General features: G+C 66.6%; 18 protein-coding genes and 1 tRNA gene. 9 read left to right on the top strand and 10 right to left on the bottom strand.

Features of this window, described 5'->3' with window-relative positions; genetic code table 11:
- Positions 1 to 10 precede the first annotated feature (10 nt).
- The 6 genes from ABIC78_RS19770 to ABIC78_RS19745 all read left to right on the top strand — a co-directional run bounded on the left by ABIC78_RS19770 (position 11) and on the right by ABIC78_RS19745 (position 8423).
- Positions 11 to 87, top strand: a tRNA-Met gene (locus tag ABIC78_RS19770).
- Between the two features lie 297 nt (positions 88 to 384).
- Positions 385 to 744, top strand: coding sequence for an IS66-like element accessory protein TnpA (gene tnpA / locus ABIC78_RS19765; protein WP_354491538.1), 360 nt, complete (start codon positions 385 to 387; stop codon positions 742 to 744).
- Between the two features lie 89 nt (positions 745 to 833).
- Positions 834 to 1190, top strand: coding sequence for an IS66 family insertion sequence element accessory protein TnpB (gene tnpB, locus ABIC78_RS19760; RefSeq protein WP_171799751.1), 357 nt, complete (start codon positions 834 to 836; stop codon positions 1188 to 1190).
- Between the two features lie 31 nt (positions 1191 to 1221).
- The gene (tnpC, locus tag ABIC78_RS19755; protein WP_171799750.1) at positions 1222 to 2760 is read left to right on the top strand and encodes an IS66 family transposase; all 1539 of its coding nucleotides are present in this window, start codon (positions 1222 to 1224) and stop codon (positions 2758 to 2760) included.
- A 156-nt stretch (positions 2761 to 2916) separates the two neighbouring features.
- Positions 2917 to 5883 (top strand): beta strand repeat-containing protein, encoded by a 2967-nt coding sequence (locus tag ABIC78_RS19750; RefSeq protein ID WP_354491535.1) that lies wholly within the window; start codon positions 2917 to 2919, stop codon positions 5881 to 5883.
- 32 nt (positions 5884 to 5915) lie between these two features.
- The gene (locus tag ABIC78_RS19745) at positions 5916 to 8423 is read left to right on the top strand and encodes an autotransporter domain-containing protein (protein WP_354491542.1); all 2508 of its coding nucleotides are present in this window, start codon (positions 5916 to 5918) and stop codon (positions 8421 to 8423) included.
- 10 nt (positions 8424 to 8433) lie between these two features.
- Here the strand turns inward: ABIC78_RS19745 and gltX are convergent, their stop codons facing one another.
- From gltX to ABIC78_RS19720, 5 genes are read right to left on the bottom strand one after another with little or no spacing between them, the layout of a single operon-like run.
- Positions 8434 to 9756, bottom strand: coding sequence for a glutamate--tRNA ligase (gene gltX / locus ABIC78_RS19740; RefSeq protein ID WP_354491533.1), 1323 nt, complete (start codon positions 9754 to 9756; stop codon positions 8434 to 8436).
- 44 nt (positions 9757 to 9800) lie between these two features.
- On the bottom strand, positions 9801 to 10625 hold the full coding sequence (locus ABIC78_RS19735) for an arylamine N-acetyltransferase family protein (RefSeq protein WP_354491531.1): 825 nt from the start codon (positions 10623 to 10625) through the stop codon (positions 9801 to 9803).
- A 24-nt stretch (positions 10626 to 10649) separates the two neighbouring features.
- Positions 10650 to 11741, bottom strand: coding sequence for an alpha-hydroxy acid oxidase (locus ABIC78_RS19730; protein WP_354491529.1), 1092 nt, complete (start codon positions 11739 to 11741; stop codon positions 10650 to 10652).
- A complete protein-coding gene (locus ABIC78_RS19725) occupies positions 11738 to 12418 on the bottom strand; it encodes a Fe2+-dependent dioxygenase (protein WP_168353104.1) in 681 nt (226 codons plus the stop codon). Before ABIC78_RS19725 ends, ABIC78_RS19730 begins: the two co-directional genes overlap by 4 nt.
- 11 nt (positions 12419 to 12429) lie before the next feature.
- Positions 12430 to 13206 (bottom strand): energy transducer TonB, encoded by a 777-nt coding sequence (locus ABIC78_RS19720; protein WP_171794036.1) that lies wholly within the window; start codon positions 13204 to 13206, stop codon positions 12430 to 12432.
- 382 nt (positions 13207 to 13588) lie between these two features.
- On the opposite strand from ABIC78_RS19720, the gene ABIC78_RS19715 reads away from it, so the two are divergent.
- Positions 13589 to 15991, top strand: coding sequence for a TonB-dependent receptor (locus ABIC78_RS19715; protein WP_354491526.1), 2403 nt, complete (start codon positions 13589 to 13591; stop codon positions 15989 to 15991).
- Between the two features lie 85 nt (positions 15992 to 16076).
- On the opposite strand, the gene ABIC78_RS19710 is transcribed toward ABIC78_RS19715, so the two are convergent.
- From ABIC78_RS19710 to ABIC78_RS19695, 4 genes are read right to left on the bottom strand one after another with little or no spacing between them, the layout of a single operon-like run.
- A complete protein-coding gene (locus ABIC78_RS19710; protein WP_354491524.1) occupies positions 16077 to 17033 on the bottom strand; it encodes an FAD:protein FMN transferase in 957 nt (318 codons plus the stop codon).
- Positions 17034 to 17056: 23 nt separating this feature from the next.
- Positions 17057 to 18019 (bottom strand): DUF4198 domain-containing protein, encoded by a 963-nt coding sequence (locus ABIC78_RS19705; protein ID WP_354491522.1) that lies wholly within the window; start codon positions 18017 to 18019, stop codon positions 17057 to 17059.
- Positions 18020 to 18032: 13 nt separating this feature from the next.
- The gene (locus ABIC78_RS19700; protein WP_169050067.1) at positions 18033 to 18539 is read right to left on the bottom strand and encodes a DUF2271 domain-containing protein; all 507 of its coding nucleotides are present in this window, start codon (positions 18537 to 18539) and stop codon (positions 18033 to 18035) included.
- Between the two features lie 21 nt (positions 18540 to 18560).
- Entirely contained in the window at positions 18561 to 19202 is a 642-nt protein-coding gene (locus ABIC78_RS19695; protein WP_354491540.1) for a PepSY-associated TM helix domain-containing protein, read from the bottom strand.
- A gap of 268 nt (positions 19203 to 19470) precedes the next feature.
- Here ABIC78_RS19695 and ABIC78_RS19690 point away from each other — a divergent pair, with 268 nt between their 5' ends.
- Positions 19471 to 21273, top strand: coding sequence for a methyl-accepting chemotaxis protein (locus ABIC78_RS19690; protein WP_354491519.1), 1803 nt, complete (start codon positions 19471 to 19473; stop codon positions 21271 to 21273).
- Positions 21274 to 21516: 243 nt separating this feature from the next.
- Complete coding sequence (locus tag ABIC78_RS19685; protein ID WP_354491517.1) at positions 21517 to 22086, top strand: hypothetical protein; 570 nt, start codon at positions 21517 to 21519, stop codon at positions 22084 to 22086.
- An 86-nt stretch (positions 22087 to 22172) separates the two neighbouring features.
- Here ABIC78_RS19685 and ABIC78_RS19680 read toward each other — a convergent pair whose 3' ends face one another.
- Positions 22173 to 23495, bottom strand: a complete 1323-nt coding sequence (locus ABIC78_RS19680; RefSeq protein ID WP_354491515.1) for a homoserine dehydrogenase — start codon at positions 23493 to 23495, stop codon at positions 22173 to 22175.
- Positions 23496 to 23560 lie beyond the last annotated feature (65 nt).

Here is a 23560-nt window from a genome sequence, read left to right as displayed (position 1 = left end):
CGCAGCGCATCGCGGGGTGGAGCAGCCCGGTAGCTCGTCAGGCTCATAACCTGAAGGTCGCAGGTTCAAATCCTGCCCCCGCAACCATCTCTCAACACAGCCTAACACACAACAGCCCCGGCCAAACAAGGCACGGGGCTTTCTGGCGTTCAGGATCCCGCTAATCGGCGGCAAAACGCCACCAGGCGGCATCGCCCGTGCTGGCCAGCCTGGCTGAATCCGAGCGCGAGCCGCAAGCGCAGGTCCATTGCGGAACCTTTTTGCGCTGCAGCAAATATCAAAATGCTTTGGTCCTTTTGTAAGCGGGGTCGCGGCCCCACCTTGCGTGCATGAAGCGCAGCGCCGAGTCTTCGCGCCCTAATCGGGCTGGAGTGCGCTGCTACTATGATAATCTCGGGTGACGATCCTGTGAGCAAGGGAGCGCAGCGGTTCGAGGTATTCACGGGCGCGGGCAAGCGGCGCGAGTGGCCACCAGAGGTGAAGGCGTCGATTGTTGCCGAGTGCTATTCGGGCGGTGAAGGTGTCAGTGCCGTTGCTCGCCGGCATGGACTTGATCCTTCGCAGGTATACGCATGGCGGAGGGATCTGCGGAAGCAACTCGAGGCGGCGGGCGTAGTTCTGCCGGCGACGGAGCCGGAAGCGCCATCATTTGTGCCTGCCATAGTCGAGGCGGACGTGACGGTGGCTTCTTCACCCAAGCGTCGCCCGCACCGCCGGCGCCGCTCGACCGGTGCAGCGGTCTAGTTGGAGATTGACGGCGTGGCGGTAAAGATTGGCCGTGGTGCCGATGCCGGCGTGATTGCCGCGGTGATCGAAGCGCTCAAGGCAACACGATGATCGGACCAGGCGCTGGCGCGCGCGTAATGGTGGCAACGCGTCCGGTAGACTTCCGCAAGGGACCCGACGCCCTGGCCGCGTTGGTAGGCGCCGAATATGGCGGCGATCCTTTTTCTGGTGTGATCTACGTGTTCCGGGCCAAGCGGTCAGACCGGGTCAAACTGGTCTGGTGGGACGGCACCGGGCTGTGCCTGATGGCCAAGAAGCTAGAGTCCGGCGGCTTCAAGTGGCCGGCGATCCAGGACGGCGTGATGCGGCTGACTTCCGCACAATTGGCGGCTTTGCTGGAAGGTCTGGATTGGCGCCGGGTGCACGGTGGACGCAAGCCCATCGCCCCGCAGATTGCCGGTTGACGCAGGGTTCTTCCGCTGATTCACTGCCTTCATGCTGGTGGAAGCGGACCTGCCCGAAGACATCGAAGCGCTTCGCGCGTTTGCGCTCGAGCAGTCTCGCAAGCTGGCCGACGTAACGGTCGCCAAGGGCGAGGCCGATGCGGAGATCGAGCGGCTCCAGTCGATCATCGACGCGTTCATGCGCCACCGGTTCGGGCGCAAGTCCGAGCAACTCGATCCCGACCAACTCGAGTTCGGCCTCGAAGATGTCGAGACCGCGCTCGGCCAGGCGCGCGCCGCGCGCGAGGCGGCTATCGTCAAGGCTGGAGGCGCGCGGCCGCGCAAGGCCAACCGCGGTGCGTTACCCGTACATCTCGAGCGGATCGAACAGGTCGTCGATGTTGAAGCGAAGGCCTGTCCTTGCTGTGGTGGTACACTCCACCAGATCGGTGAGGACGTGGCCGAGCGTCTCGACGTCGTGCCGACCAGCTTCCGCGTGCTGGTCACGCGCCGCCCGCGTTATGGTTGCCGCTCCTGCGAAGGCGCGGTCGTGCAAGCACCGGCACCAGCGCGGATCGTGGAGGGCGGCATTCCCACCGAAGCGCTGATCGCGCATGTGCTGGTCACCAAGTATGCCGATCATGTCCCGCTTTACCGCCAGGCCCAGATCTACGCGCGGCAAGGCGTCCAGCTCGACCGCTCGACCTTGGCTGACTGGGTTGGCCGGGCGGCATGGTATCTGCGACCCTTGCGAGATCGCATTCTCGAAGAGCTGCGACGATCCCAGCGTCTATTTGCTGACGAGACCACCGCCCCCGTGCTCGATCCCGGACGCGGGCGGACGAAGACAGGGCAGCTCTGGGCCTATGCCCGCGACGACCAGCCGTGGGGCGGCGGTGATCCACCACTGGTGGCCTACGTCTACGCGCCCGATCGCAAGAGTGAGCGCGCCCAGGCACACCTGGGGAGCTATTCCGGCATCCTACAGGTCGATGGCTACAGCGGTTATCCCGCGCTGGCCAAGCGTGGCCAGCAGCTCAGCCTGGCGTTCTGCTGGTCGCACGTTCGGCGCAGATTCTACGAACTGGCCAAGAACTCCCCGGTCGCGGCAGAGGTGCTGCGCCGCATCGCCATGCTCTATGCCATCGAAGAGCAGGTCCGTGGCACCTCGGCAGAACAGCGCCGCGCCATGCGCGCTGAACAGGCCCGCGTTGTCGTCGATGACCTGCACCTCTATCTCGAGGCAAGGCTTCGCCAGGTCAGCGCCAAGAGCAAGCTCGCCGACGCTATCCGCTACGCCTTGACCCGCTGGACCGGGCTGTCGCTGTTCCTCGACGATGGCCGCGTCGAGCTGGATTCCAACACCGTCGAGCGATCAATCCGGCCTTTGGCCCTCAATCGCAAAAACGCACTCTTCGCCGGTTCGGATGAGGGCGGCGACAACTGGGCGGTGATTGCTACGCTTATCGAGAACTGCAAAATCTCGGGCGTGAATCCACACACTTGGTTGGCCCAGACACTCGCCAAGCTCGCCAGCGGTCATCCAGCCAACGCCGTCGACGAACTCATGCCCTGGATCGCCGTGGCCTGAGAACGTCGCTTACGTCCTTTTCAAATTGCTTCATACACAAGGCCGGTGTCTATCCGTTTAGATACCGTGATTTAGGGGCAATCGTTGGACCATCATCAACCTGTTCGTCGCCCGTCGCGGGCGAACTTTCTGCGCGCGCAAGCCAGCCTGGCTGCCATGGCGGTCGTCTTGCCAGCCCATGCCTGGGCGCAATGCGTGGAAACGACGGACACTGCGGTGACCTGTACCGGCACGGCCAGCGATGGTTATGTCATCACGCGTTCGGGTACGGCCCTGACGGTTGACGAGGGCGCCAGCCTGAACACCAACGGCCCGGCGGCAATCACGGTGGCGATGCCGGCCACAGCGTCGTTTCAGTCGCGCTATGCCACGATCACGGTCAATGGTGCTGTGTCGAATACGGGGACTGCGGGCATTGCCGTGCTATCTGGGCCAGCCGATTCCAGCGGCACCGATTTTGCCGGCTCCAGCGTCAATCTTAGCGTTGGCGAGAACGGCACGGTCGCGGGCGCGTACGGCATCACCTTGGCGAGAAGCCCTGGCAATCCCTATGGCAGCACCTGGCTGTCGATCGCCAATGCCGGCACCATCACCGGCACGAGCGGCGTGGCGATCTACGATACCAACCCCAATTTCAGCTTCAATACGATCTACAACACCGCCAGCGGGTTTATCGGCGCGATCCAGGCCAATGCCGCAATTCGCAACAGCGGCACGATCGACGGCGGAGCGCTGAGCGCGATCGCGCCATCGCTGGGCAATAGCGCATATTATCGCACGGTATGGAACGACGGCACGATCACGTCTGGCAGTGCCAGCCCTACCATCGTGCTGAGCTATGGCACGGTGACCAACAGCGGGACGATCAGCAACACCGGCAGCGGGGCTGCGATCGGCGGTGCGTCATACCTGACGCTGACCAACCTTGCGGGCGGCACGATCAGCGCCAGTGGCGCCAGCGTGATCGACGGAACGCCGGTCCAGGCGGACATTACCAACAGCGGCGTGATCAGCAACACCGGCGATGGCACGATCATTGCCGCTGGCAGCGGCACGCTCAATGTCACCAACGCTGCCGGCGGCATGATCTCAGTCAAGCCCGGCAATACCGTGTTGAGCACGCAAGGCAGCCTCAACCTGGTGAACCAAGGCACAATCGTCGGCAATGTCCTCACCGGGGCTGGCAACAGCACGATCGATTCATCCCAAGGGTCGATCGCCGGCAATGTCGTGTTCGGATCGGGCGATGACGTGCTGGTGGGGACGCTCAACGGCGGGAACCTGGTAACCGGCATTTCCGGCGCAATCGATGGCGGCGCCGGGGTCAATACCTTGAAGCTGGTGACCAGCAGCGATGCGACACTGTCGGCAGCGCCGGTGCTGCCGACGCATTTCACCCAGCTCAGCCTGGCGCCCATCTTCGGCACGACGCTGACCGTGGCAAGCGACTATCCCACTGTATCGTCGCTCTACTTCGATGGTGCTGGAACGCTCTTGAACCAGGCCAGGATCAGCGGGACCGGAACGGTGGTGAGCAATACTTCGTTCTATCCAGCGGGCGGAACGTTCGTGAACGAGGGCCCTATTACCAGCCAGACCGGCGGTGATGCTTATGCCGTCGACCTTGCCAATACCGTCATCGATAACAAGGCATCCATTTCCGCAAGCGGCAATGGCCTCAGGACAAACGGCGACAATTTCACCAATAGCGGCACGATCACCGCGGGCGGCACGGCTGCCTCGGTCTATACTGGCTCGGGCTTCAGCAACAGCGGCACGATCCGTTCGACCGGCGGAACTGCCCTGGAACTGACCTATACCTGTATCTGCACATCCGGCACCAACAGCGGCACGATTGCTGGAGCGACGACCGGAGTTCTGCTGGGTGACGGGATCCTGACCAATACCGGACAGATCAGCGCGTCTGGGACGGCCGTGGTGCTGGGAGCTTATGCCCAGATCGACAATCGCGCCGGGGGCATCATCACCGGCGGCAATGCCGCCATCGCGCCAAGCGAGTCCTGGGCATTTTACATCCGTGTCTATAACGCCGGCACGATCAATGGGGACGTCAAGATCGCCACTCGCACTGGCAACTCCTCCTATGGCGGGACGATGTACGTTGCGACCAGTGGTGGGATGCTTAACGGCAATCTGACCCTGGGGCGGGATGACGTGCTGATGACCACGCTGAGTGGGCCGGGAACCAGCGGCTTTGCCGGGATCAACGGCGTGGTTCAGGCGGATCATTCGGAATTGCGATATGACGTGACGGGCGACGCGAGCGCCACCCTGGCGCTGCCCAGTGGCTTTGCCCGCGTCGGCTATCAGGTTGCGAGCGGCACCACCCTGGCATTGCATGCCGATGGAACCTGGGGTTCCACGGTGAGCATCGCCGGCACCGGCAATGTCGTGCTGAGCGGTACGGTCGCCACGACCGACATGGTGGCCTTGGGCACGACGTCGGTGATTCCGACCCAGGCCACTGGATACAATGGCAGCGTCGCGAGCATACCTGCCACGATCACCAACAATGGCACGCTGTCAGCCACGCGCAGCGGTACGACCAATCCGGTGGGCACGGTCGTGCTGCCCACGGCATACTATTCCTATGAGACGGGCACGACGTTCATCAACAACGGGACTGTCCGCCTGACCGACAGCTCTTCGGGCGGCAATACTATTAACTATTATGGCGCCGTCACCGCGCAGACCGTGGTGAATGCCGGCACGATCGTGGCCGATGGCAGTGTGGGCGTGACTGCCAGTACGTTGACGAACACGGGCAGTATCACCGCGAGCCAAAGCGCGGTGCAAATGATCGGCACCACGGTGAACAACAGCGGCGAACTCGTCAGCACGGGTGGCGCTGCGATCGCCATGTCGAGCTATGGCTATTACAGCGGGACAAACCAGGTGACCAATCTAGCGGCACGATTACCGGTGTTGGCGACGCGGTGGAGATGGGCGGCGGCTTGGTGCGCAACGCTGGCGTCATCAACGGAACCGTCGATCTGGGTTATTCCCAAGTCTATGACCGCGCTTACAACAGCGGCGTCTATATTGCCGATGGCGGGACGATCAACGGGAACCTGCTGTTCGGCGACGGCAATGATCAGCTGATCGAGACGGGAGCCGGTTTCGGCGTGACCGGCATGATCGATGGTGGAGCAGGCACCAACTCGGTGGGGCACCTGCGCAGCGGGACGGCAACCGTAACGCTGGGCAAGGCATTGCCCGCAGGTTTCACGCAGGAACTCACGATCGCCGACGGTGCCGACGCGCAGGTCACTCTCGCCGGCCCATCAGGTTATACCGGCAACATCTTGGTCGCTGGTACCGGCACGATCATCAACCAGTTGGCCACCACAGGCGGCGTAAGCACGCTCTCGGGCTATACCGTCCAACTCGTGCCTGGCCTGCAGGGCGATCTGGCGGGCTTCGTCAATCGCGCGGATATCGGCCGGGCTTGGGTGGCCACGGCGTTGTTCGACAACAGCGCCAGCATTGGTTCGCCGACCTTGACGGGGTCTGCCGTTGCGGCGTGGAGCAGGTCCAGCCTGATTTTCAACAACAGCGGCCGCATCGGAAACAATGGCGTGAGCCCGGCTGTCGACCTGGCGGCCAATACCTTCGCCGGTAGCAGCGTAAGCAACAGCGGCGTGATCACTGGCGGCCTCAGCATCGTGGATGGCGGTTACCTTTACCCACAGCCAACGGAAGCCGGCACCCTCACTATCGCCAACAGTGGCACGATCACGGGCTTCACGCCGCAGACCGATCCCGATTGGTACGGCTATGGGCAACCCGTGGGCTATGCCGTTTCTGTCGCGGCTGACGCCAGCAACATGGTCTCGTTTGACAACAGTGGCCGTATCGTTGGGAACGTCTATCTGTTGAGCGGCAATGCCACGCTGATCAACAGCGGATCGATCACCGGTGACATCGTGACCTGGAACGGTGACGACCGCCTAGTCATGAACGGTGCGTTTGCCGGATCGATCTATGCCGGCGGCGGCACCAATGTGCTGGAAATCAACGGTGGCAGCCAGGCCGCACCAGTGGCGCTGGACACGGTAATCGGGGTTTCGAGCCTGACCCAAAGCGGCGGATTTGCCACACTGGCAAACCAGGGCAGTTTTGGCAGTGTGGTGCTGACCGGTGGGCGGCTCGTCGGCCTGGCCGGTTCGGTGATGTACGCCGACAGCATTACCGTGGGGCGTGGCGCGGTGTTCGGTTCGGCGGGCACGGTCAACGGCAATCTTACCGTCAACGGCACGCTCAGCCCCGGGGCTTCGCCCGGGACGATGACGGTCAATGGCAACGTCCTGCTGGCCACCGGATCGACCACGGTGTTCGAAATCGCGCCCAGTGCCCGTGACAAGCTGAACATCAACGGGACGCTGACGATCAATTCCGGGAGCACGTTGCAGATCGTGGCGACCACGCCGGTCAAGGTGGGTTCCACGCTGGACCTGATTACCGCATCGGGCGGGGTGACCGGCCAGTTTGACACGGTAACGGGCCTGGCCGGTTCGCTGCGCACCTTGGCCAACGGTGACCTGGGCCTGCTGGTGCAGTTTGCCAATGCGCCGGGCTATGCGCCGCAGGTGCGCCGCGCGATCGGCTATATCAACACTGCCATGGCGGCGGCCGATGCCCCGGCGGCGCTGTTCCCCGCGCTCGACAGCTTGCAGGACAGCAACGGCGCACCGATCGTTGCAGCGTTCGCACGCCTGACGCCAGAACCCTATGCCGATGCGCTGCAGATCGGCACGGAAACGGCGCTGGCCCTGGCCAGCACCAGCCGGACGATGGGCGAGGCCGAGGCGCGTGGCGACAGCCACGTCTTCGGGTTTGGCCAGATGGTGGGCGGCACGCGCCAGTTCAGTGCGAATGGGGCGCAAGGAGTGAGCGCGGCAACGCTCAATGGCTATGGCGGCCTGGTTGGCCTGGGTGTCGGTGGCGAAGGCTATGCCGTCGCTGCCTATGTCGGGTGGATGGACCGGCACCAGACGATTGCCAGCCTGGGCGCATCGACCAAGGCCAGCGGCGCGATCGGCGGCGTGACCGCGCGGTTTGGCGGGAAAACCCGCGTTACGCTGTCTGCCAGCTATGACGATGCCGATGCCTTTACCCGCCGCACCGTGCCCGATGCCGGGGTGATCACGGCCAGCTATTCGCTGCCCAGCTGGTCTTTCGATGCCTCGCTCAGCCGCACGGTCCCGCTGGGATCGGGTTGGTTGTTGCGTCCGCAAGTGGGCACGACCTGGGTGCGGACCAGCCACGAGGCGATCCAGGAAGCGAGCGCCCATCCCTTTGCCCTCGATGTGGCGCGGGCGCGCCTGACCCAAGGCTTTGTCGACGCCGGGCTTGGCTTCGAGACCGCGCCGGATGCTGCCTCGCCGTGGCGTCGCTTTGTCACGCTGGGCATGCGCTATCGCGTGCAGGGGCGCCAGGCGCGGGCGTTTGCCAGCCTGGCGGGCTCGACCGACGAACTGGAGGCTGTGGGCGTGCGGCGCAACCGCTTGAGCGCCAGCCTGGCGGCCGGCGTTGAGTATCAGATGGCGCCGGGCGCCACGCTGTTCCTCACCGGTTCGGGCGAGCTGGGCGCGCCGAGCAATGGCGGCAGCGCCACGGCGGGGCTGCGCTTCCGGCTGTGATCCCCGGCGCTCAGGACAGGCGGCGAACCGCCTCGTCCTGGGCGATCAGGGGCAGCAGGGCGTTCATGTCCGGCCCGTGGTCCATGCCGGTCAGCGCCTGGCGCAGCGGCAGGAACAGGGCCTTGCCCTTGCGGCCGGTGCTGTCTTTCAGCGCGGCAGTAAGCGCGGGCCAGGGATTGGCCCAATCGAGCGCGGCGGCAACCTGCGCGGCTTGAGACAGGAAGGCGCGGGTCTCTTCATCGAACGCCGGCGAGGCAATCGGCCCCTGGATCACCTGCCACCAATCGGCCGCTTCGCCGATGTGGGCCAGGTTGGGGCGGATCGCTTCCCACGCCGCGGCGCCCATGCCGGCGGGCAGCAGGGCAGCGACGCGGTCATAGGGCAGGCGATGGACCACGGCGGCGTTGACGCGTTGCAGTTCTGCCTCGTCAAACCGGGCCGGCGCGCGGCCGAAATGGGCGAGGTTGAAACTGGCGGCGAGGTCTGCCGCGTCGAGCGCCGGATCGACCGGATCGGACGTGCCGAGGCGGGCGAGCAGGGTGACCAGGGCTTCGGGCTCGATCCCCGCTTCCCGCAAGTCGGCCACGCCGAGCGAGCCCAGGCGCTTGGACAGCTTGCCCTCGCTGCCGGTCAGCAGCGCTTCGTGGGCAAAGCGCGGGGGCTGGACGCCAAGCGCCAGGAACATCTGCACTTGCGTGGCAGTGTTCGACACGTGGTCTTCGCCGCGCAGCACATCGGTTACGCCCATTTCAATATCGTCGATCGCGCTGGGCAGCATATAGAGCCACGAGCCATCGGCGCGGCGCACCACCGGATCGGACATCTGGCGCGGATCGAAATGCTGGGGCCCGCGAATGCCATCGTCCCAGGTGATCGGGGTGTCGTGATCCAGCATGAAGCGCCAGTGCGGCTTGTCACCGGCAGCGGCGCGGGCGGCGTGATCGGCCTCGGTCAGGGAAAGGGCGGCGCGGTCATAGATCGGCGGCAGTCCGCGCCCGAGCAGGATCTTGCGTTTCAGATCAAGTTCCTGCGCGGTCTCATAGCAGCGATAGAGCCGGCCTTGCGCGATCAGTCGCTCGAACGCGGCCTCGTAAATGGCAAAGCGCGCAGACTGGCGCTCTTCGCGCTCGGGATGGAGGCCAAGCCAGGCAAGATCGGCGCGGATCGCCGCGACATGCTCCTCGCGGCTGCGCGCCGCATCGGTATCGTCGATGCGCAGCAGGAAGCGCCCACCATGCTTTTGCGCCAGCAACCAGTTGTGCAGCGCGGTGCGGATGTTGCCGACATGCAGGCGGCCGGTGGGCGAGGGCGCAAAGCGGGTAACCACAGTCATGGCCCGCGCTATAGCGCGATTGGCGGCTAAGGCCAGCCGGGGACTTATCCGAACAGGCGCGGCGCCAGCTGGGCAACCTCCGCATCGGTCAGTTCGATGTGGAACACATCGGCAAGGGTGCGCTGCCAGGCGGCTGCATCGGGAAGTTCGCTGACGTCGCGCCCATGCGCGGTCTGCGCCGTCATCTGGCGATCGAGCAGCGAGGCAAAGCCCTGCGGCTGCACGATCGAGACGATGCAGGCCTGGGTAAAGCGCGATTCCGGCCGGGTGGCGACCCAGTGGTTGGCCATGGCCAGGTCCAGCGCAGCCACTTCGGTGGTGTCGAAGCTGTATTGCGCCTCCCACGTGGTGCCGTCCTGGCTGCGTTCCACTTCCCATTCGCCGCGCAGCGAGCCGGGCGCGCGGGCGCGGCGCAAGCGGTGGCGATAGCCATCGGCGGCGAGCGCGCTGGCGCCGTCGGCCAGGGGCATGGGCGGCACATAGGACGAACCGAAACCGGCATCGGCCAGCCACTGCTCGCCGGCCAGCGTCACCAGGCTGAACGTGTGTGTGCGCGGTGGCACCACGCCGGGCAAGACGCGCAACCACACCCGCGCCAGCAGCGGCCGCGTGGGCATGCCCATGGTGGCCAGCATCGCCCCGAACAGGCGATTGTGTTCAAAGCAATAGCCACCGCGCGGGCGATCGACCAGCTTGCCCCGGATATCGGCCGGTTCCAGGCCGATGCCCCGGCCCAGCATCACGTCGAGATTTTCAAACCCGATCGCCTGGCGATGGGCGCGCTGCACCTGTTCCAGGCCTTGGGGCGTGGCGGCAGGCGCGGAGGCAAGGCCAATGCGGGCGAGATAGCTGGGCAGATCGCAGATCATGCGCTGCCACTTAACGGCTATGGCCTACAAGGCAATCACCAGATCGCGGGTGATCTGGTCTACGCTGGTGCAGCCGCATTGCGCCATGGCCAGTTCGAAGCCGGTGCGCAGGATATGCAGCATATGCGCCACGCCGGCCATGCCGCCCACCGCCAGGGCATGGTATTGCGGCGCGCCTACCAGCACTGCCCGCGCGCCCAGCGCCATGGCCTTGAGCACATCGGCGCCGCTGCGGATACCTCCATCGAACAGCAGCGGATAGTCTGCGCCCAGCGCCGCATGCATCGCCGGCAGCAGCATGAGCGCGGGCGCCACGCCATCGAGCACGCGCCCGGCATGGTTGGAGACGATCACCCCATCGGCCCCGGCATCGCGGGCGCGCAGCGCGTCATCGGGGTGGAGCAGGCCCTTGACCACCAAAGGCAGCGTGGTTTCGCGGCGCAGCCAGGCCAGGGTGTCCCAGGTTGGAGCCTGCGCGGCGAGCGCGCTGCCGAATACCAGCTGGCCGCTGTGGGCATGGGTGTGATGACGCGGCGGCGCCTGCCCGGCAAGATTGGCTGCCTCCACGCCGGGCGGCAACGTAAATTCGGCACGCTTGATGGCGGCATCCACCGTTACCACCAAGGCGCCATAGCCGGCTGCCTCGGCCCGGCGCACCAGGGCGAGCGTGTCTGCCGGATCGGGCTGGACATAGAGCTGGAACCAGGCGGGCGGCGGCGCGGGGCGCTGCAATTCCCTGGCCGCATCGAGCAGGGCCTGGACGATCGTTTCCAGCGCCACGCTCGACAAGGTGCTGGTCACCAGCGCGGTGTCGAGCGCGGCGGCGGCCTGGGCCGTGGTGATTTCTCCCTGGGCATGGGCCAGCCGCTGATAGGCCACCGGGGCGAGCAGGATCGGCGCGGCGTGGGCCTGGCCGAACATCATGGTGCCGGTGCTGCCGCCGTCGAGCGGGCGCAGCATGCGCGGCACCAGGCCCCAGCGCGCCAGGGCGGCACGGTTGGCATCTGTGTGGCCCTGCTGGATATGTGCCCAGGTAGCCGGATCGATGAGTGCGGCGGCGTGCCGCTCGTAATCATCGAGCGTGACGATGTCGGCCGGCAGGGGCAAGCCGGTCATGGCTGCGACCAGCGGCGCAGCAGATTGTGATAGACGCCGGTGAGCGCCGCGACCGAGGGATGATCGGGCTGGTCGGCGGCAAGGGCCTGGATCGCCTGGTCCATCTCGAACAGGCTGCGGCGGTCGGCCTCGGCCGGGACCAGGCTTTGCGTCCAGAAGAACGCGGCCAGGCGTGCGCCGCGCGTCACCGGGGTGACGTGGTGGTGGCTGGTGCCGGGATAGAGCACCATGTCACCCGCGGCGAGCTTTACCCGGTGCGCGCCATAGCTGTCTTCCACCACCAGTTCGCCGCCATCGTATTCGTGCGGATCGGACAGGAACAGCGTGCTGGAAATGTCGGTGCGCACATAGGTGTCGGTGCCGGGCAGGCGGAACAGGGCGTTGTCGATGTGGCTGCCGTAAGTGCCGCCGCCTTCATAGCGGTTGAAACGCGGCGGCAGCACGCGCAGCGGCAGCGCGGCGGCGATGAACAGCGGCGTTTGGCCGAGCCGTTCGAGAATGCGCTGGCCCAGCGCGGAGCCCACCGCGCTGTCGAGCGGCAATTGCAGGTTGGCCTTGGCCCGCGCGGCGAGATGGCCGGCGGTGGCGCGGCCGTCTTCCCATTCGGCCTGGGCCAGTGCGGCGCGGGCCTGCGCCACGTCGTCCGGCGAAAGGACGCCGGGAATATGCAGCATCATGGCAGTGGCTTTCAGCCTTGCAGCACGAAGGGAATGGACACCAGGCCCTGGACCATCACGGTTTGCCCGTTCTGGCGCGTCGGTGTCCAGCGCCAATGGCGCACGGCGGCCAGCGCGGCACGATCAAGCCGGTCAAACCCGCTGGAGCGGGACAGGCCGATATCGGCGACACGGCCATCGAGCCCCACCGTGACATTGAGCACGACAGTGCCCTGCTCGCGCGCGCGGCGCGAATCGATCGGATAGCGCGGCGGGCTGGCATCTACCAGGTTGGCCGACAGATCGCGGCCCTTGGCAATCGCTGGCGCTGCCGGTGCGGCCGGGGCTGGCGCCGCCACCGGGGCTGGCGCAGCGGCCGGGGCGGGGGCGGGCACGACAACCGGCGCGGCGACGGGGGCGGTGGCGATCGTTGGTGCGGGCAAGGCCAGTGTAATCGGCGGCGGCGGCGCCACGATGGGCGAGGCAGGCTGCACCGGCGTGCGCGGTGGCTGCTGCGCGGCCTGGGGAGGCGGCGGTGGTGGTGGCGTGAGATCAGCCGAAAGGCGCACCGCTGTGAGCGTGTGATGGCGCGGCTTGGCCGCCACGATGCCCAGCGACAGGAAAGCCACGAGCAGTGCGCCAACGGCAGCGCCCGCCCCGATCATGGCCAGCCCGCGCGGTCGGCTCGGTTCATAGCGCGCAGGCTGCCAGGTGGCAGGCCGCAGCGGCACGACCTCTCCGCGCAGGCCGGACGATGCCGGGCGCGGCGCAAGGGTTGGCGTTGCGATCAAACTGGCCTGGCTGCTCACTATTCTGGCCCCCGTTGGCGGTTTGGCAGGTTATTGAGAGTCATTCGCATAGCTGCTTCTCCGGCGCGAGTCGAGAGAATAGATCGCAATAGCGCTCCGAGCGTTCGGCCAGATGGGCCTGACCGCGGGCATGGGGCCACATTGCGGACGTCTCACCGCCCGTGGCGACGGCCGATTTCTAGGTCGTTCGGTGCGTAGGAGCCTTGAGGCAGATCAAATCGGAGAATCATTATCAATAGCGTTGCGACTGATAGCAATTCGCATTAAAGCGCTCTGCAGCATCGGCGGGGCCGGATGCGCATACCCGCCGGCACCAGGGATCGGCGCAAGCGCGCCGCAGCCTGCCGCAACGAATGATATGTTTCGCGCAAAGGATGAATGAGTGAGGGACAGTTTTGATCGTGCCGGTGCGGCGGGGGCTGCCGGTTTTCTCGCGCTGGGTTGCATCAGTCTGATCGCGGGTGCCGCACCCGCCCTGGCCCAGGATGCAACGGCCGCGCAAAACCCCGAGCCGCGCGTGCTGGGCGGCGTGACCGTCACCGATACCGCCATTACCGAGGGCAGCTACAAGACCGAGCGGGCCGCATCGCCCAAGTACACCGCCCCGCTGCTCGATACGCCGCGCACGATCACGGTGATCCCCGCGCAGGTGCTGCAGGACAATGCCACGGCCAGCCTGGCCGATGCCCTGCGCTTTGTGCCGGGCATTACCCTGGGTGCCGGCGAAGGCGGCAATCCGCAGGGCGATCGGCCGTTCATTCGCGGTGCGGATGCGCAGAACAGCCTGTTCCTGGATGGCGTGCGTGATATCGGCGCGCAGTCGCGCGATGTTTTTGCCGTCGACCAGATCGAGGTGGTCAAGGGTTCGGACAGCACGATGAACGGGCGCGGCAGCGTGGGCGGGGCGATCAACCTCGTGTCCAAGCAGCCGACCGGCGAGCGTTTTGCCAATGTCTCGGCCGCTACCGGCACGGCGGAATATCGCCGGGTGACCGCCGATGTGAATCAGCCGATCGGCAATGTCGGCCTGCGCCTGGCCGCGATGTATCACGACCAGCACGTGGCCGGGCGCGATGCGGTGTGGCAGGATCGCTGGGGCGTCGCGCCCTCGGTGAAGTTCGGCCTGTCTGGCCCCACCAGCCTGACGCTGGATTACTATCACCTGGAAAGCCACGAGCTGCCGGATTCGGGCATTCCCTATCTGCGCACCACCGCCAATGCGCCGGCCGGCTATAGCGAAACCACCGTGGCCGCGACGCCACGCACGGCGTTCTATGGCCTGGTGGATCGCGATTTCCGCCACACCCTGGTCAACACCGGCACGGCCCGCCTCGAACACCATTTCGCCAATGGGCTGACCTTGCGCAACACCACGCGCTATGGCGTGTCGAGCCAGGGCTATGTCCTGACCCAGCCCGACGATAGCCAGGGCAACGTGATCAACGGCAATGTCTGGCGCCGGGCCAACAGCCGCTACAGCCGCACCACCGGCTTTATCAACCAGACGGATTTCTACGGCACGTTCACGCTGGGCGGGATCAAGAACAGCTTTGCCCTGACCGGCGAGGTCAGCCGCGAAACCGCCGATGTCGGCAACTATGTGTCGAATGCGGCCACGGGAACGGCGATCGCCACCGGCATCAGCGCCGCGGGTGGCCGCTGCGGCGCCGCGTCGATTGCCGCCTTCAACTGCACCAGCCTGGCCAATCCCAATCCTTACGACCGCTGGGTCAGCTATACTGCCGATGGATCGGGCGTAACCGCGCCGATCACGCTTTCGGCCGAAAGGACCTGGACCAGGTCGCGCACCAATACCCAGGCGGTGTCGTTGTTCGATACGGTGAACTTTTCCGATGCGCTGCTGCTCAACCTGGGGCTGCGCTATGATCACTATGTCACGCGCGTCAGCCCTGGCCTGCTGGCGACGGCCCCGGATGAAAGCGGCCGTGCCTGGTACAGCCGGATCGACAACCTGTGGACCTGGCAGGCCGGTCTGACGTGGAAGCCTGCGCCCAACGGCAGCATCTATGCCTCGGCCTCCACCGCCGCCACGCCGCCGGGTTCCTATCTGGCCAATGGCAGCGACAGCAACGCGCTCAACACCACCAGCCAGGCGATCACCGATGCCCTCAAGGTGGAACGCACCCGCAGTTATGAAGTGGGCACCAAGTGGAACGTCTTCGGCGAAGGGCTGTCGCTGACACTCGCCGCGTTCCAGACAGAAACCACCAATGCCCGCGCCACCGACGCCAACGGCACCGTGACTTTCATCGGCAACAAGCGGGTCAAGGGCATCGAGGTTTCGGCCAGCGGCAACATCACCGACCGCTGGAATGTCTTTGGTGGCTATACTTATATGGATTCCACCATCATCAACGGCGGCACCACTGCTGTGACGGCTGGGGGCGTGACCTATTACGTACCCTCGCCCAGCACCGGGCAGCGCTTTCCCAACACGCCCGACCACAGCTTTACCGCCAACACCACCTACCGGGCGACCGACCGCCTCTCGCTGGGCGCAAATGCGCTCTGCATGAGCAAGGTCTATGGCGGTTATGGCGCGGCGGTGAGCGGCGGCGTGGTGACCAAGACCCTGGCGCGCTATGTGCCCGGTTACTGGCGGTTCGACGCCAATGCCAGCTTCCAGGTTACGCCGCGCTTCTCGCTTCAGGCCAATATCAACAACCTGTTCGACAAGCGCTATTACGACAAGGCCTATAGCTCGCACTTTGCCAGCCAGGCTGCGGGCCGCACGGCGATCCTCACGGCCAATGTGAAGCTCTAACGGCTATTGCATTGCCAAGCAAAAGGCCGCCGGAGACAATCCGGCGGCCTTTCTTGTGGCCATCATGCTATCAGTGTTAGCATGATTATTCCATCATCGCTGCCAATGCCGGGCTAAGCCACTCGCCACCCGACGGATCGACCAACCGCGTGGCGAGATTTTTGCGCACGGCCACAGCGTGTGCCTGGGCTGGCGCCATCACGATCAGTGCGCTGGCCCAGGCATCGGCCATTGCGCCATGGCGGTGCAGCACGGTTGCCGCCCCATGGCCGTGGCCAGGCTGGCGCGTGGCGGGGTCGATGGTGTGCAGGCCCAGATAGCTGCCCGAGCTCGCCATGCTCAACTGGTGCAGCGCCACGCGCAGCGGCGCCAGGCTGGCGCCGGGCGGGCTTTCCACGTCTACCCACCACGGATCACCATCGGGACGCAGTCCGCGCCCGGTGCATTCGCCGCCCACCTCGACCAGGGCGTGGCACAGGCCCTGCGCGGCCAGCAGGTCGGCCAGGGTGTCTGCAGCATATCCCTTGGCCACGCCCGACAGATCGAGCCACACGCCGCCGGGCTGGCGCAACCAGGCGTGTTCCAGGATCAGGCGCTGCCAGCCTGAAGCCGTGGTGGCGGCGGCCAGTGTGGCGCCGTCGGGCGGGGCGGAGTGGCGGCGGGGGCCGAGGCTCCAGGCGTCGGTCAGGCGGCCGATGGCCGGATCGAACGCGCCATGGCTCGCCCGCGCCACGGCCAAAGCATGGTGCAGCACGCCGGCGAGGTCTTCATCCACATGCAGCCAGGTTCCCGGTGCCGCGCGGTTGAAGCGCATCAGCAGGCTGCCGGGCTGCCAGTGGCTGAGCGCCCGCTCCATCCGGTCGAGCCGCGCCTGGATGAGGGCGTGCAACGCGGCGCGGTCCGCGCTGCCAGCCGGATGGGCCAGGCGCACCTGCCAGCGCGTGCCCATGGTCAGGCCCGACAGGGTGATGATCGGCGCCGCCGGATCGAACCCGGCAAGGCTGTCCGGGTCGATCGCGGTGGGCACGACAAGGCGTAACATCCGGTTTGCCTGGTCGGGCAGGGTCAGGGCGCCACGACTTCCAGCGTGGCGGTATAGCTGGTGCGGCGATGGGCGGCGCGCGGGTTGGCCGGGTGATCGTCCGTCAGGCTGGCGTTCAGCCAATAGAACCCGGGCACCGGCCATTTCACCGTGACCGTACCATCGGCGGCAGTGGTCAGTTCCTGCGCGCCCTCGATATCGCGATAGCGCTTGGCGCCGGGGATCACCGTCACCTTGAGCTTGGCCGCTGGCTGTCCATCGATCAGGAAGCGGAACTTGCCCGGCTCGTCGCTGACCAGTTCATCGGGATGAGTGACGGGCACCATTTCCAACCCCTTCCCAGTGGGGGCAAAGGCCTGCGTCGTGGGGGTGCCGGCGGTGACGAACACGAAGTTGCGGTTGAGCGTTTCGGTCAGGTTTACCTCGGTGGCATCGGCGGGAATATCCGCCAGGCTGGCCACCATGTGATCGGGTGCGATCTGCGGGCGCGGGCCGCCTTCGCCACCACCGGGTCCGCCGGGACCAGCCGGGCCCCCCGGCATCATGCCGCGCGGCGCCGCGCCCATTCCCGCTTGGCCGCCCGCGCCGCCCGGTCCACCCGGCCCGCCGGGGCGGCGCATGCCCAGCCCCCACAGCTCGCCATTCACCTTGAACGTGCCGGAAAGATTGGCCATTTCCGTGCCGATCTTCCAGGTGCCGGGCTTGTCGATGGTCACGTCGAACACCGATCGCGTGCGCAGCCGCGCGGCGTTTTCGATCTTGCCCGGCGTGCCGTCGGGCGCCCAGACCTTGACCTGGTCAACCCCCAGCGGGAAGTGATCGGGATAGAACAGGTCGTTGGAAATGGCCGCATCGACGGTGACCGATTGGTTGGTATCGGCCAGCACGGTGATCGAGGGCAGCAGCCACATGCGATGCGCCTGGGCGGGCGCGCCAAGCGCCAGCGCCATGAGCGGCGCGGCGAGCGCCAGAGTCTTGCGGTTCATCGGGTCGGTCCTCTCAACGCAGGGAAACGGTCACTTGGCCCAGTTCGGCCCGGCCGCTGGCGCCAGCCGGAGCGGGCTTGGCCGGCACCGAGAAAGGCACCTGCACCAGTTCACGGCCGCCGGTTTCGCGCGCCGCTTCCACGAACAGGGTATAGGCCCCGGGCCGGAGCCCGGCAGGCAGCGGGATGCGATAGGCGCCCGGCGCGCGGGTCTGGCCGGAAAGGCCATCGGCTGGCAGGCCGAGCGAACGGCCGCCCTTGCGCCACCAGCTGCGCAGGTCACCCAGCCACTTAGTGCCCGGTTCGCGACCCACCTTCTTGATATCGTACCACACCCACAGCGTGCGGGCCTGGCCGCCGCCGGCCGGCTCGATCCATCCGGCCACATAGGGCCGGTGGTATTCGGCCACCGCCAGGCGCGGGACGGTGACAGTGATCACGCCGGCGGGCGCGGCGGGGGCGGCCAGAGCCAAGTGCGGCGCGGCGAGCACGCCAGCAACAAGCGGAAGGGACTTGCGCATCGACAGGGGTTTCCCTTGCGGTCAGTGGATGAAGAACAGGGCGATGCCTGCGGGGATCACCAGCCCCAGCGCCACCAGCGGCCAGGTGGCGGGGCGATGGCGGGCGTGCAGCTGCAACAGGATCAGCCCGGTCAGCGTGAAGACCACGCAGGCCAGCGCGAACACATCGATGAACCAGAACCACACCGTGCCGGTGTTGCGGCCCTTGTGCAGATCGTTGGCCCAGGAAATCCAGCCGCGATCGGTCTTTTCCGAGGTGATCGCGCCGCTGTGGCGGTTGACGCTGACCCAGCGGTCGGTGCCGGGGCCGGGCATGGCAACATAGACTTCACCGTCAGACCATTCGCCCGCGTGCCCCTGGGGATCGATGCCCACGGCGCGCGCCACCGCCTGGGCCACGGGTGCGGGCAGCGGCGCATCGCTGGCCGCTGGCGCGGCTGCGATCTGTGCCAGCAGCGGGGCGGGCAGGGCGGCGTTGCGATCGACCACCACCGGCTCGGCATTGATCTGCGCGGCATGGTTGAGCGTGATGCCGGTGATGGCGAACAGCATCATGCCAACCAGCGCCACCGCCGCGCTGATCCAGTGCCAGGTGTGCAGCTGCTTGAGCCAGAACTGCCTGGCCTTGCGCGCTTTCTTCGCCTGGTTGCGGTCTGGCGCCAGGGCCGCATCAGGGCGCGGCGCCGCGTGGGGCGGGGCAGCAGGCGGGCGCGGGCGGTCGATCTGGTCAAGCGTGGTCAAGGCGGGTCCGTCGCTGATGGGCTGGGTTGGCATTGTCCTAACCTAATGCGAGTCATTTGCAAGTTTGCCATTGTATCACGCCTGTTACGGGTTTGCCCTGCTCCGCAATTCCCCGGAATCCGCCTGCCGTGCGGGCTTAAGCATCGCCACGCTAGGAAAAGCGCGAAATCCGCCCATGGAGTGTTCTTCGATGCTGAGCGTGCGCACGCGGCAAGCAACGCGGCTGGTCATCGGCCTGATCGTCATCGCCATCACCCTGGCGGCGTTCGTGGTCGCGCAGATCCGCTTTGGCGGCCCGATGCATCACGAAAGCCTGCTGCAGGACGAACTCCTGGCCGATATCCTGCCGCCACCGTGCTTTGTGGTGGAACCCTATCTGCATACCACGCTGATGCTCGACGATCCCGCCCGCGCCAATGCCGAGATGAAGGCCCTGGCCGAAGAGGAAGCCCAGTTCAAGGAGCGCCAGGCCTATTGGCAGGCGGCGCCCGTGCCCGATGCAATGCGCGCGCCGGTGCAGGCCGTGCTCGATGCCGAAGTGGCGTTCTGGAAGACCGTGGACGAGCAGTTCCTGCCCGCGGCACGGCGGGGCGATCTGGCGGCGATGCGGGCAATCCACGCCGGGCCGCTGCGCCAGGCCTATGCCTTGCAGCACCAGCGCGTCGATGCGCTGGTCACGCTGTCCAATACCAACCGCGCCCGCCTGCTCGAAAGCGGCTATCGCCAGGTCACGGTCTCGCTGGTCGGCACCGGCCTGCTTGCCGCGCTGGTGCTGGTATTGGTCGTATATGTGGGGCACCTGCTGCGCCAGCGGGTGATCGCTCCGCTGGTCGATACCGCCGATGGCATTGTCGATATGGCGCAGGGCGCGCTGGATCGCCCGCTGGCAGGCGCCGAGCGGGTGGACGAGATCGGGCAGATCGTGCGGGCGATGGACGTGTTCCGCGCCGCGGCACAAACGCGCGAGGCCGATCGGGCGGCGCAGGGCCGGGTGGTCGATGCCCTGGCCCATGGGCTGGACGTGATCGCCGGCAAGGATCTGGAGCAGCGGATCGATGTAACGTTCCCGCCCGGCTTCGAGGCACTGCGCACCAACTACAACACTGCAATCGCCGCCATGGCCGAGGCGCTGCGCGGCGTGCGCGTGGGGGCCAACCGCGTGGCCCGCGCCATCGCCGAAATCCGCGCCGCATCCGAAGACCTGGCCCAGCGCAACGAGGAACAGGCGGCCAGCCTGGCCACGACGGCGGGCTCGCTCGACAGCGTGACCCGCAGCGTTGGCGAAACCGCGCAGCGCGCCGCCAGCGTGCAGAGCGCGATCGGCGCTGCCCAGGAAGAAGCGGCTGCCGGTGGCGACGTAGTCACCCGCGCGGTGGCGGCGATGGCGGCGATCGAGGCATCGTCGGCGCGGATCGGCCAGATCATCAGCGTGATCGACGGCATCGCCTTTCAGACCAACCTGCTCGCGCTCAACGCGGGGGTGGAGGCAGCCCGCGCCGGAGACGCTGGCAAGGGCTTTGCCGTGGTTGCCTCCGAAGTGCGCGCGCTGGCGCAGCGCTCTGCCGATGCAGCCTGCGATATCAAGGCCCTGATCGGTGAAAGCACCGAGCAGGTGAGCCACGGCGTGACGCTGGTGGGCGAGACCGGCGCGCGGCTGGGCGGCATCGTCACGCGGGTGGAAGAGATCGGCGGCCTGGTTTCGGGCATTGCGCAAGCCGCGATCGACCAGGCCGACAAGCTGCGCGACGTAAACCGCGCGGTCAGTGACATGGACCGCATGACCCAGCAGAACGCGGCCATGGTCGAACAGTCATCGGCCGCCACCCGCAGCCTGGCCGAAGAGGCCGAAGCGCTGGCCCGGCTGGTATCCACCTTCCGCACCCGCGACGTGGCCAATCGCCCGGCTCATGTGGCCAGGCCCCAAGACCTGCGCCGCGCCTCGATGCGCGAGGATGCCCAGCCGGGTCCGCGCCTGGCACTGGCCGCGGGGTAGCCTGCATCCGCCGATGCCTTGGGAGTGCTCTGTATAAAGTTCGTTGAAGGCCGGGCACATGGCCTCTACAGCTATGGCGCCGGCAATGTTTTTGTCGCTACGGCCGGTCAGGCGTAACGCACCGATCGCCGCAGCAGCGGTGACACGCGTCATCGCGCGCACGAGGACACGGCAGACACCAGCATTCGCGTGCTGGCTATGTCCGGCACATGTTTCGGGGCCGCCCCTGGACGGGAGAAAGCCGTGTTGTCGAGAGTGCCCTTTCCGGTCCGTTTTCCCATTCCCGCCCCGATCATGGCTTTGGCTGTGGCCTGCGGTCTGGTCCTGGCGCCGGCCCCGGAGGCCCTGGCCCAGGCAGAGCCCCAGGCTCAGGATAGCCAGGCCCAGACCAGTCAGGCCACGCCGTCGGCCGCTCCCACGGTGGCCGTGCCGCAGGTTGCCGGGCCGGGGCTACCAACCTTGAGCAATGCCGACGGCAATCTTGCCCAGCGGCTGATCACCGGCAGTCAGGCCACCCGTTGCCGGCCCGGCCGCAGCGCCGATGGCGCGATCGTGGTCTGCGGCGGCGCCGAAGCGCGGGAGAAGGAGCGCCTGCCGCTGCGCGACCAGACCGATACCGCGCAATCGACCAATGACGGCCTGCCGCGTGCACCCAATGTATTTGGCATGGCGCCGTGCAAGGGCAATGGCGCCTGCGTCGGCTTCGGCAGCGTGCCGCCGCCGATGTATTACTTCGATATCACTGCCCTGCCGCCGCCGCCGCCCGGATCGGATGCCGATCGCATCGCCAAGGGCGAGATTCGCGCACCCTGAGCAAGGCTGCTTCGTATAAACAACAAGGGACTGGAAAGTAACGCTTTCCAGTCCCTTGTTGTTTGCGGTGCGGATAGCTTGCCGGCTTATTCGTCCAGGATCGGCAGGACTACCGGCGGTTCGGTCAGGCAGGGAGAATCGCACAGCAGGGCCATGGCCCGGCCGATCGCGCTTTCCGGGCCATCATGCGTCACCATGTGCACCAGCACGGTATCGGCATCGCCGGCAGCCAGGCCCGGGGTGCCCTTCTGGATCAGGCTTTCGATCGAAACCCCGGCGTCACGCATCGCGGCGGTGATCTCGGCCAGTGCGCCGGGACGGTCTGCCACGTTGAAGCGGATATAGGCGCTGCCGATGCGATCGCCGGTCTCGGCCGGCGGGGCCTCGCCCAGTTCGCCCACGGGGATGGAGAACGGCGTGCCGATATCGCCACGCGCAATGTCGATCAAGTCGGCCACCACGGCGCTGGCGGTCGGGCCGTCGCCGGCCCCGGCACCCTGGAACAGCAGGCGGCCGACAAAGTTGCCTTCGGCCACCACGGCGTTGGTGGCGCCATCGACATGGGCCAGCGGGTGGTCACGGTGCACCAGATGCGGCTGCACGCGCTGCACCAGACGGCGCTGGCCGCTGGCGTCCACTTCGGTATCGGCCATGCCGATCAGGCGGATGTAATAGCCCAGCACATCGGCCTGGGCGATATCGGCGGCAAGCAGGCGGCGGATGCCGCGCGTCGTCACGCTCTTGAAATCCATCCGCGTGCCGAACGCCACGCTCGACAGGATCGCCAGCTTGTGCGCGGCATCGATACCGTCGATGTCGAACGTGGGATCGGCTTCGGCATAGCCCTTGGCCTGGGCTTCAGCGAGCACGTCAGCAAAGTCGCGGCCGGTATCCTCCATGGTCGAGAGGATATAGTTGCAGGTGCCGTTGAGGATGCCATAGACGCGCTTGATCTCGTTGGCGGCCATGCCTTCCTTGAGGCTCTTGATCACCGGGATGCCGCCGGCCACGGCCGCCTCGAACTTGAGCGCGGCATCGGCCTTTTCGGCCAGCGCGGCCAGTTCCAGGCCATGGTGGGCGATCATCGCCTTGTTGGCGGTGACCAGATCTTTGCCGGCGGCCAGGGTGTTGCGCGCCAGGGTCAGCGCCGGGCCATCAGACCCGCCGACCAGTTCGACCACCACGTCCACGTCGGGCCGGGCGGCCATCGCGGTCATGTCGTCTTCCCAGGCATAGCGCGAGAGGTCCACGCCGCGGTCCTTGCTGCGATCGCGGGCCGCTACGGCCACGATCTCGATCCGCCGCTCGGCCCGGCGGGCGATCAGATCGGCATTGGTTTCGATCAGCCGGATCACGCCACCGCCAACGGTGCCCAGGCCGGCGAGCGCGATGCGCAAGGGTTCGCTCATGGTCTTCCCACTTCTCGTCTTGTTCTCTGGCGTCTTGTTCTCTGGCCGGTGCCCTAGTTCAGCAC

The organism is Novosphingobium sp. 1529 (genome assembly GCF_040544855.1).
Classification (GTDB): Bacteria; Pseudomonadota; Alphaproteobacteria; order Sphingomonadales; family Sphingomonadaceae; genus Novosphingobium; species Novosphingobium capsulatum.
Note: the sequence above shows the minus strand (reverse complement) of the source record. Positions and strands in the feature narration are given on the sequence as shown.

Excerpts from the sequence above, each read along its gene's own strand:
- ABIC78_RS19750 (WP_354491535.1), top strand. The coding sequence starts at position 2,917 with ATGGCGGTCGTCTTGCCAGCCCATGCCTGGGCGCAATGCGTGGAAACG.
- ABIC78_RS19705 (WP_354491522.1), bottom strand. The coding sequence starts at position 18,019 with ATGAACCGCAAGACTCTGGCGCTCGCCGCGCCGCTCATGGCGCTGGCG.
- ABIC78_RS19735 (WP_354491531.1), bottom strand. The coding sequence starts at position 10,625 with ATGATCTGCGATCTGCCCAGCTATCTCGCCCGCATTGGCCTTGCCTCC.
- ABIC78_RS19690 (WP_354491519.1), top strand. The coding sequence starts at position 19,471 with ATGCTGAGCGTGCGCACGCGGCAAGCAACGCGGCTGGTCATCGGCCTG.
- tnpA (WP_354491538.1), top strand. The coding sequence starts at position 385 with ATGATAATCTCGGGTGACGATCCTGTGAGCAAGGGAGCGCAGCGGTTC.
- gltX (WP_354491533.1), bottom strand. The coding sequence starts at position 9,756 with ATGACTGTGGTTACCCGCTTTGCGCCCTCGCCCACCGGCCGCCTGCAT.
- ABIC78_RS19700 (WP_169050067.1), bottom strand. The coding sequence starts at position 18,539 with ATGCGCAAGTCCCTTCCGCTTGTTGCTGGCGTGCTCGCCGCGCCGCAC.
- ABIC78_RS19730 (WP_354491529.1), bottom strand. The coding sequence starts at position 11,741 with ATGACCGGCTTGCCCCTGCCGGCCGACATCGTCACGCTCGATGATTAC.
- ABIC78_RS19680 (WP_354491515.1), bottom strand. The coding sequence starts at position 23,495 with ATGAGCGAACCCTTGCGCATCGCGCTCGCCGGCCTGGGCACCGTTGGC.
- tnpC (WP_171799750.1), top strand. The coding sequence starts at position 1,222 with ATGCTGGTGGAAGCGGACCTGCCCGAAGACATCGAAGCGCTTCGCGCG.
- ABIC78_RS19710 (WP_354491524.1), bottom strand. The coding sequence starts at position 17,033 with ATGTTACGCCTTGTCGTGCCCACCGCGATCGACCCGGACAGCCTTGCC.
- ABIC78_RS19745 (WP_354491542.1), top strand. The coding sequence starts at position 5,916 with ATGATCGATGGTGGAGCAGGCACCAACTCGGTGGGGCACCTGCGCAGC.
- ABIC78_RS19725 (WP_168353104.1), bottom strand. The coding sequence starts at position 12,418 with ATGATGCTGCATATTCCCGGCGTCCTTTCGCCGGACGACGTGGCGCAG.
- tnpB (WP_171799751.1), top strand. The coding sequence starts at position 834 with ATGATCGGACCAGGCGCTGGCGCGCGCGTAATGGTGGCAACGCGTCCG.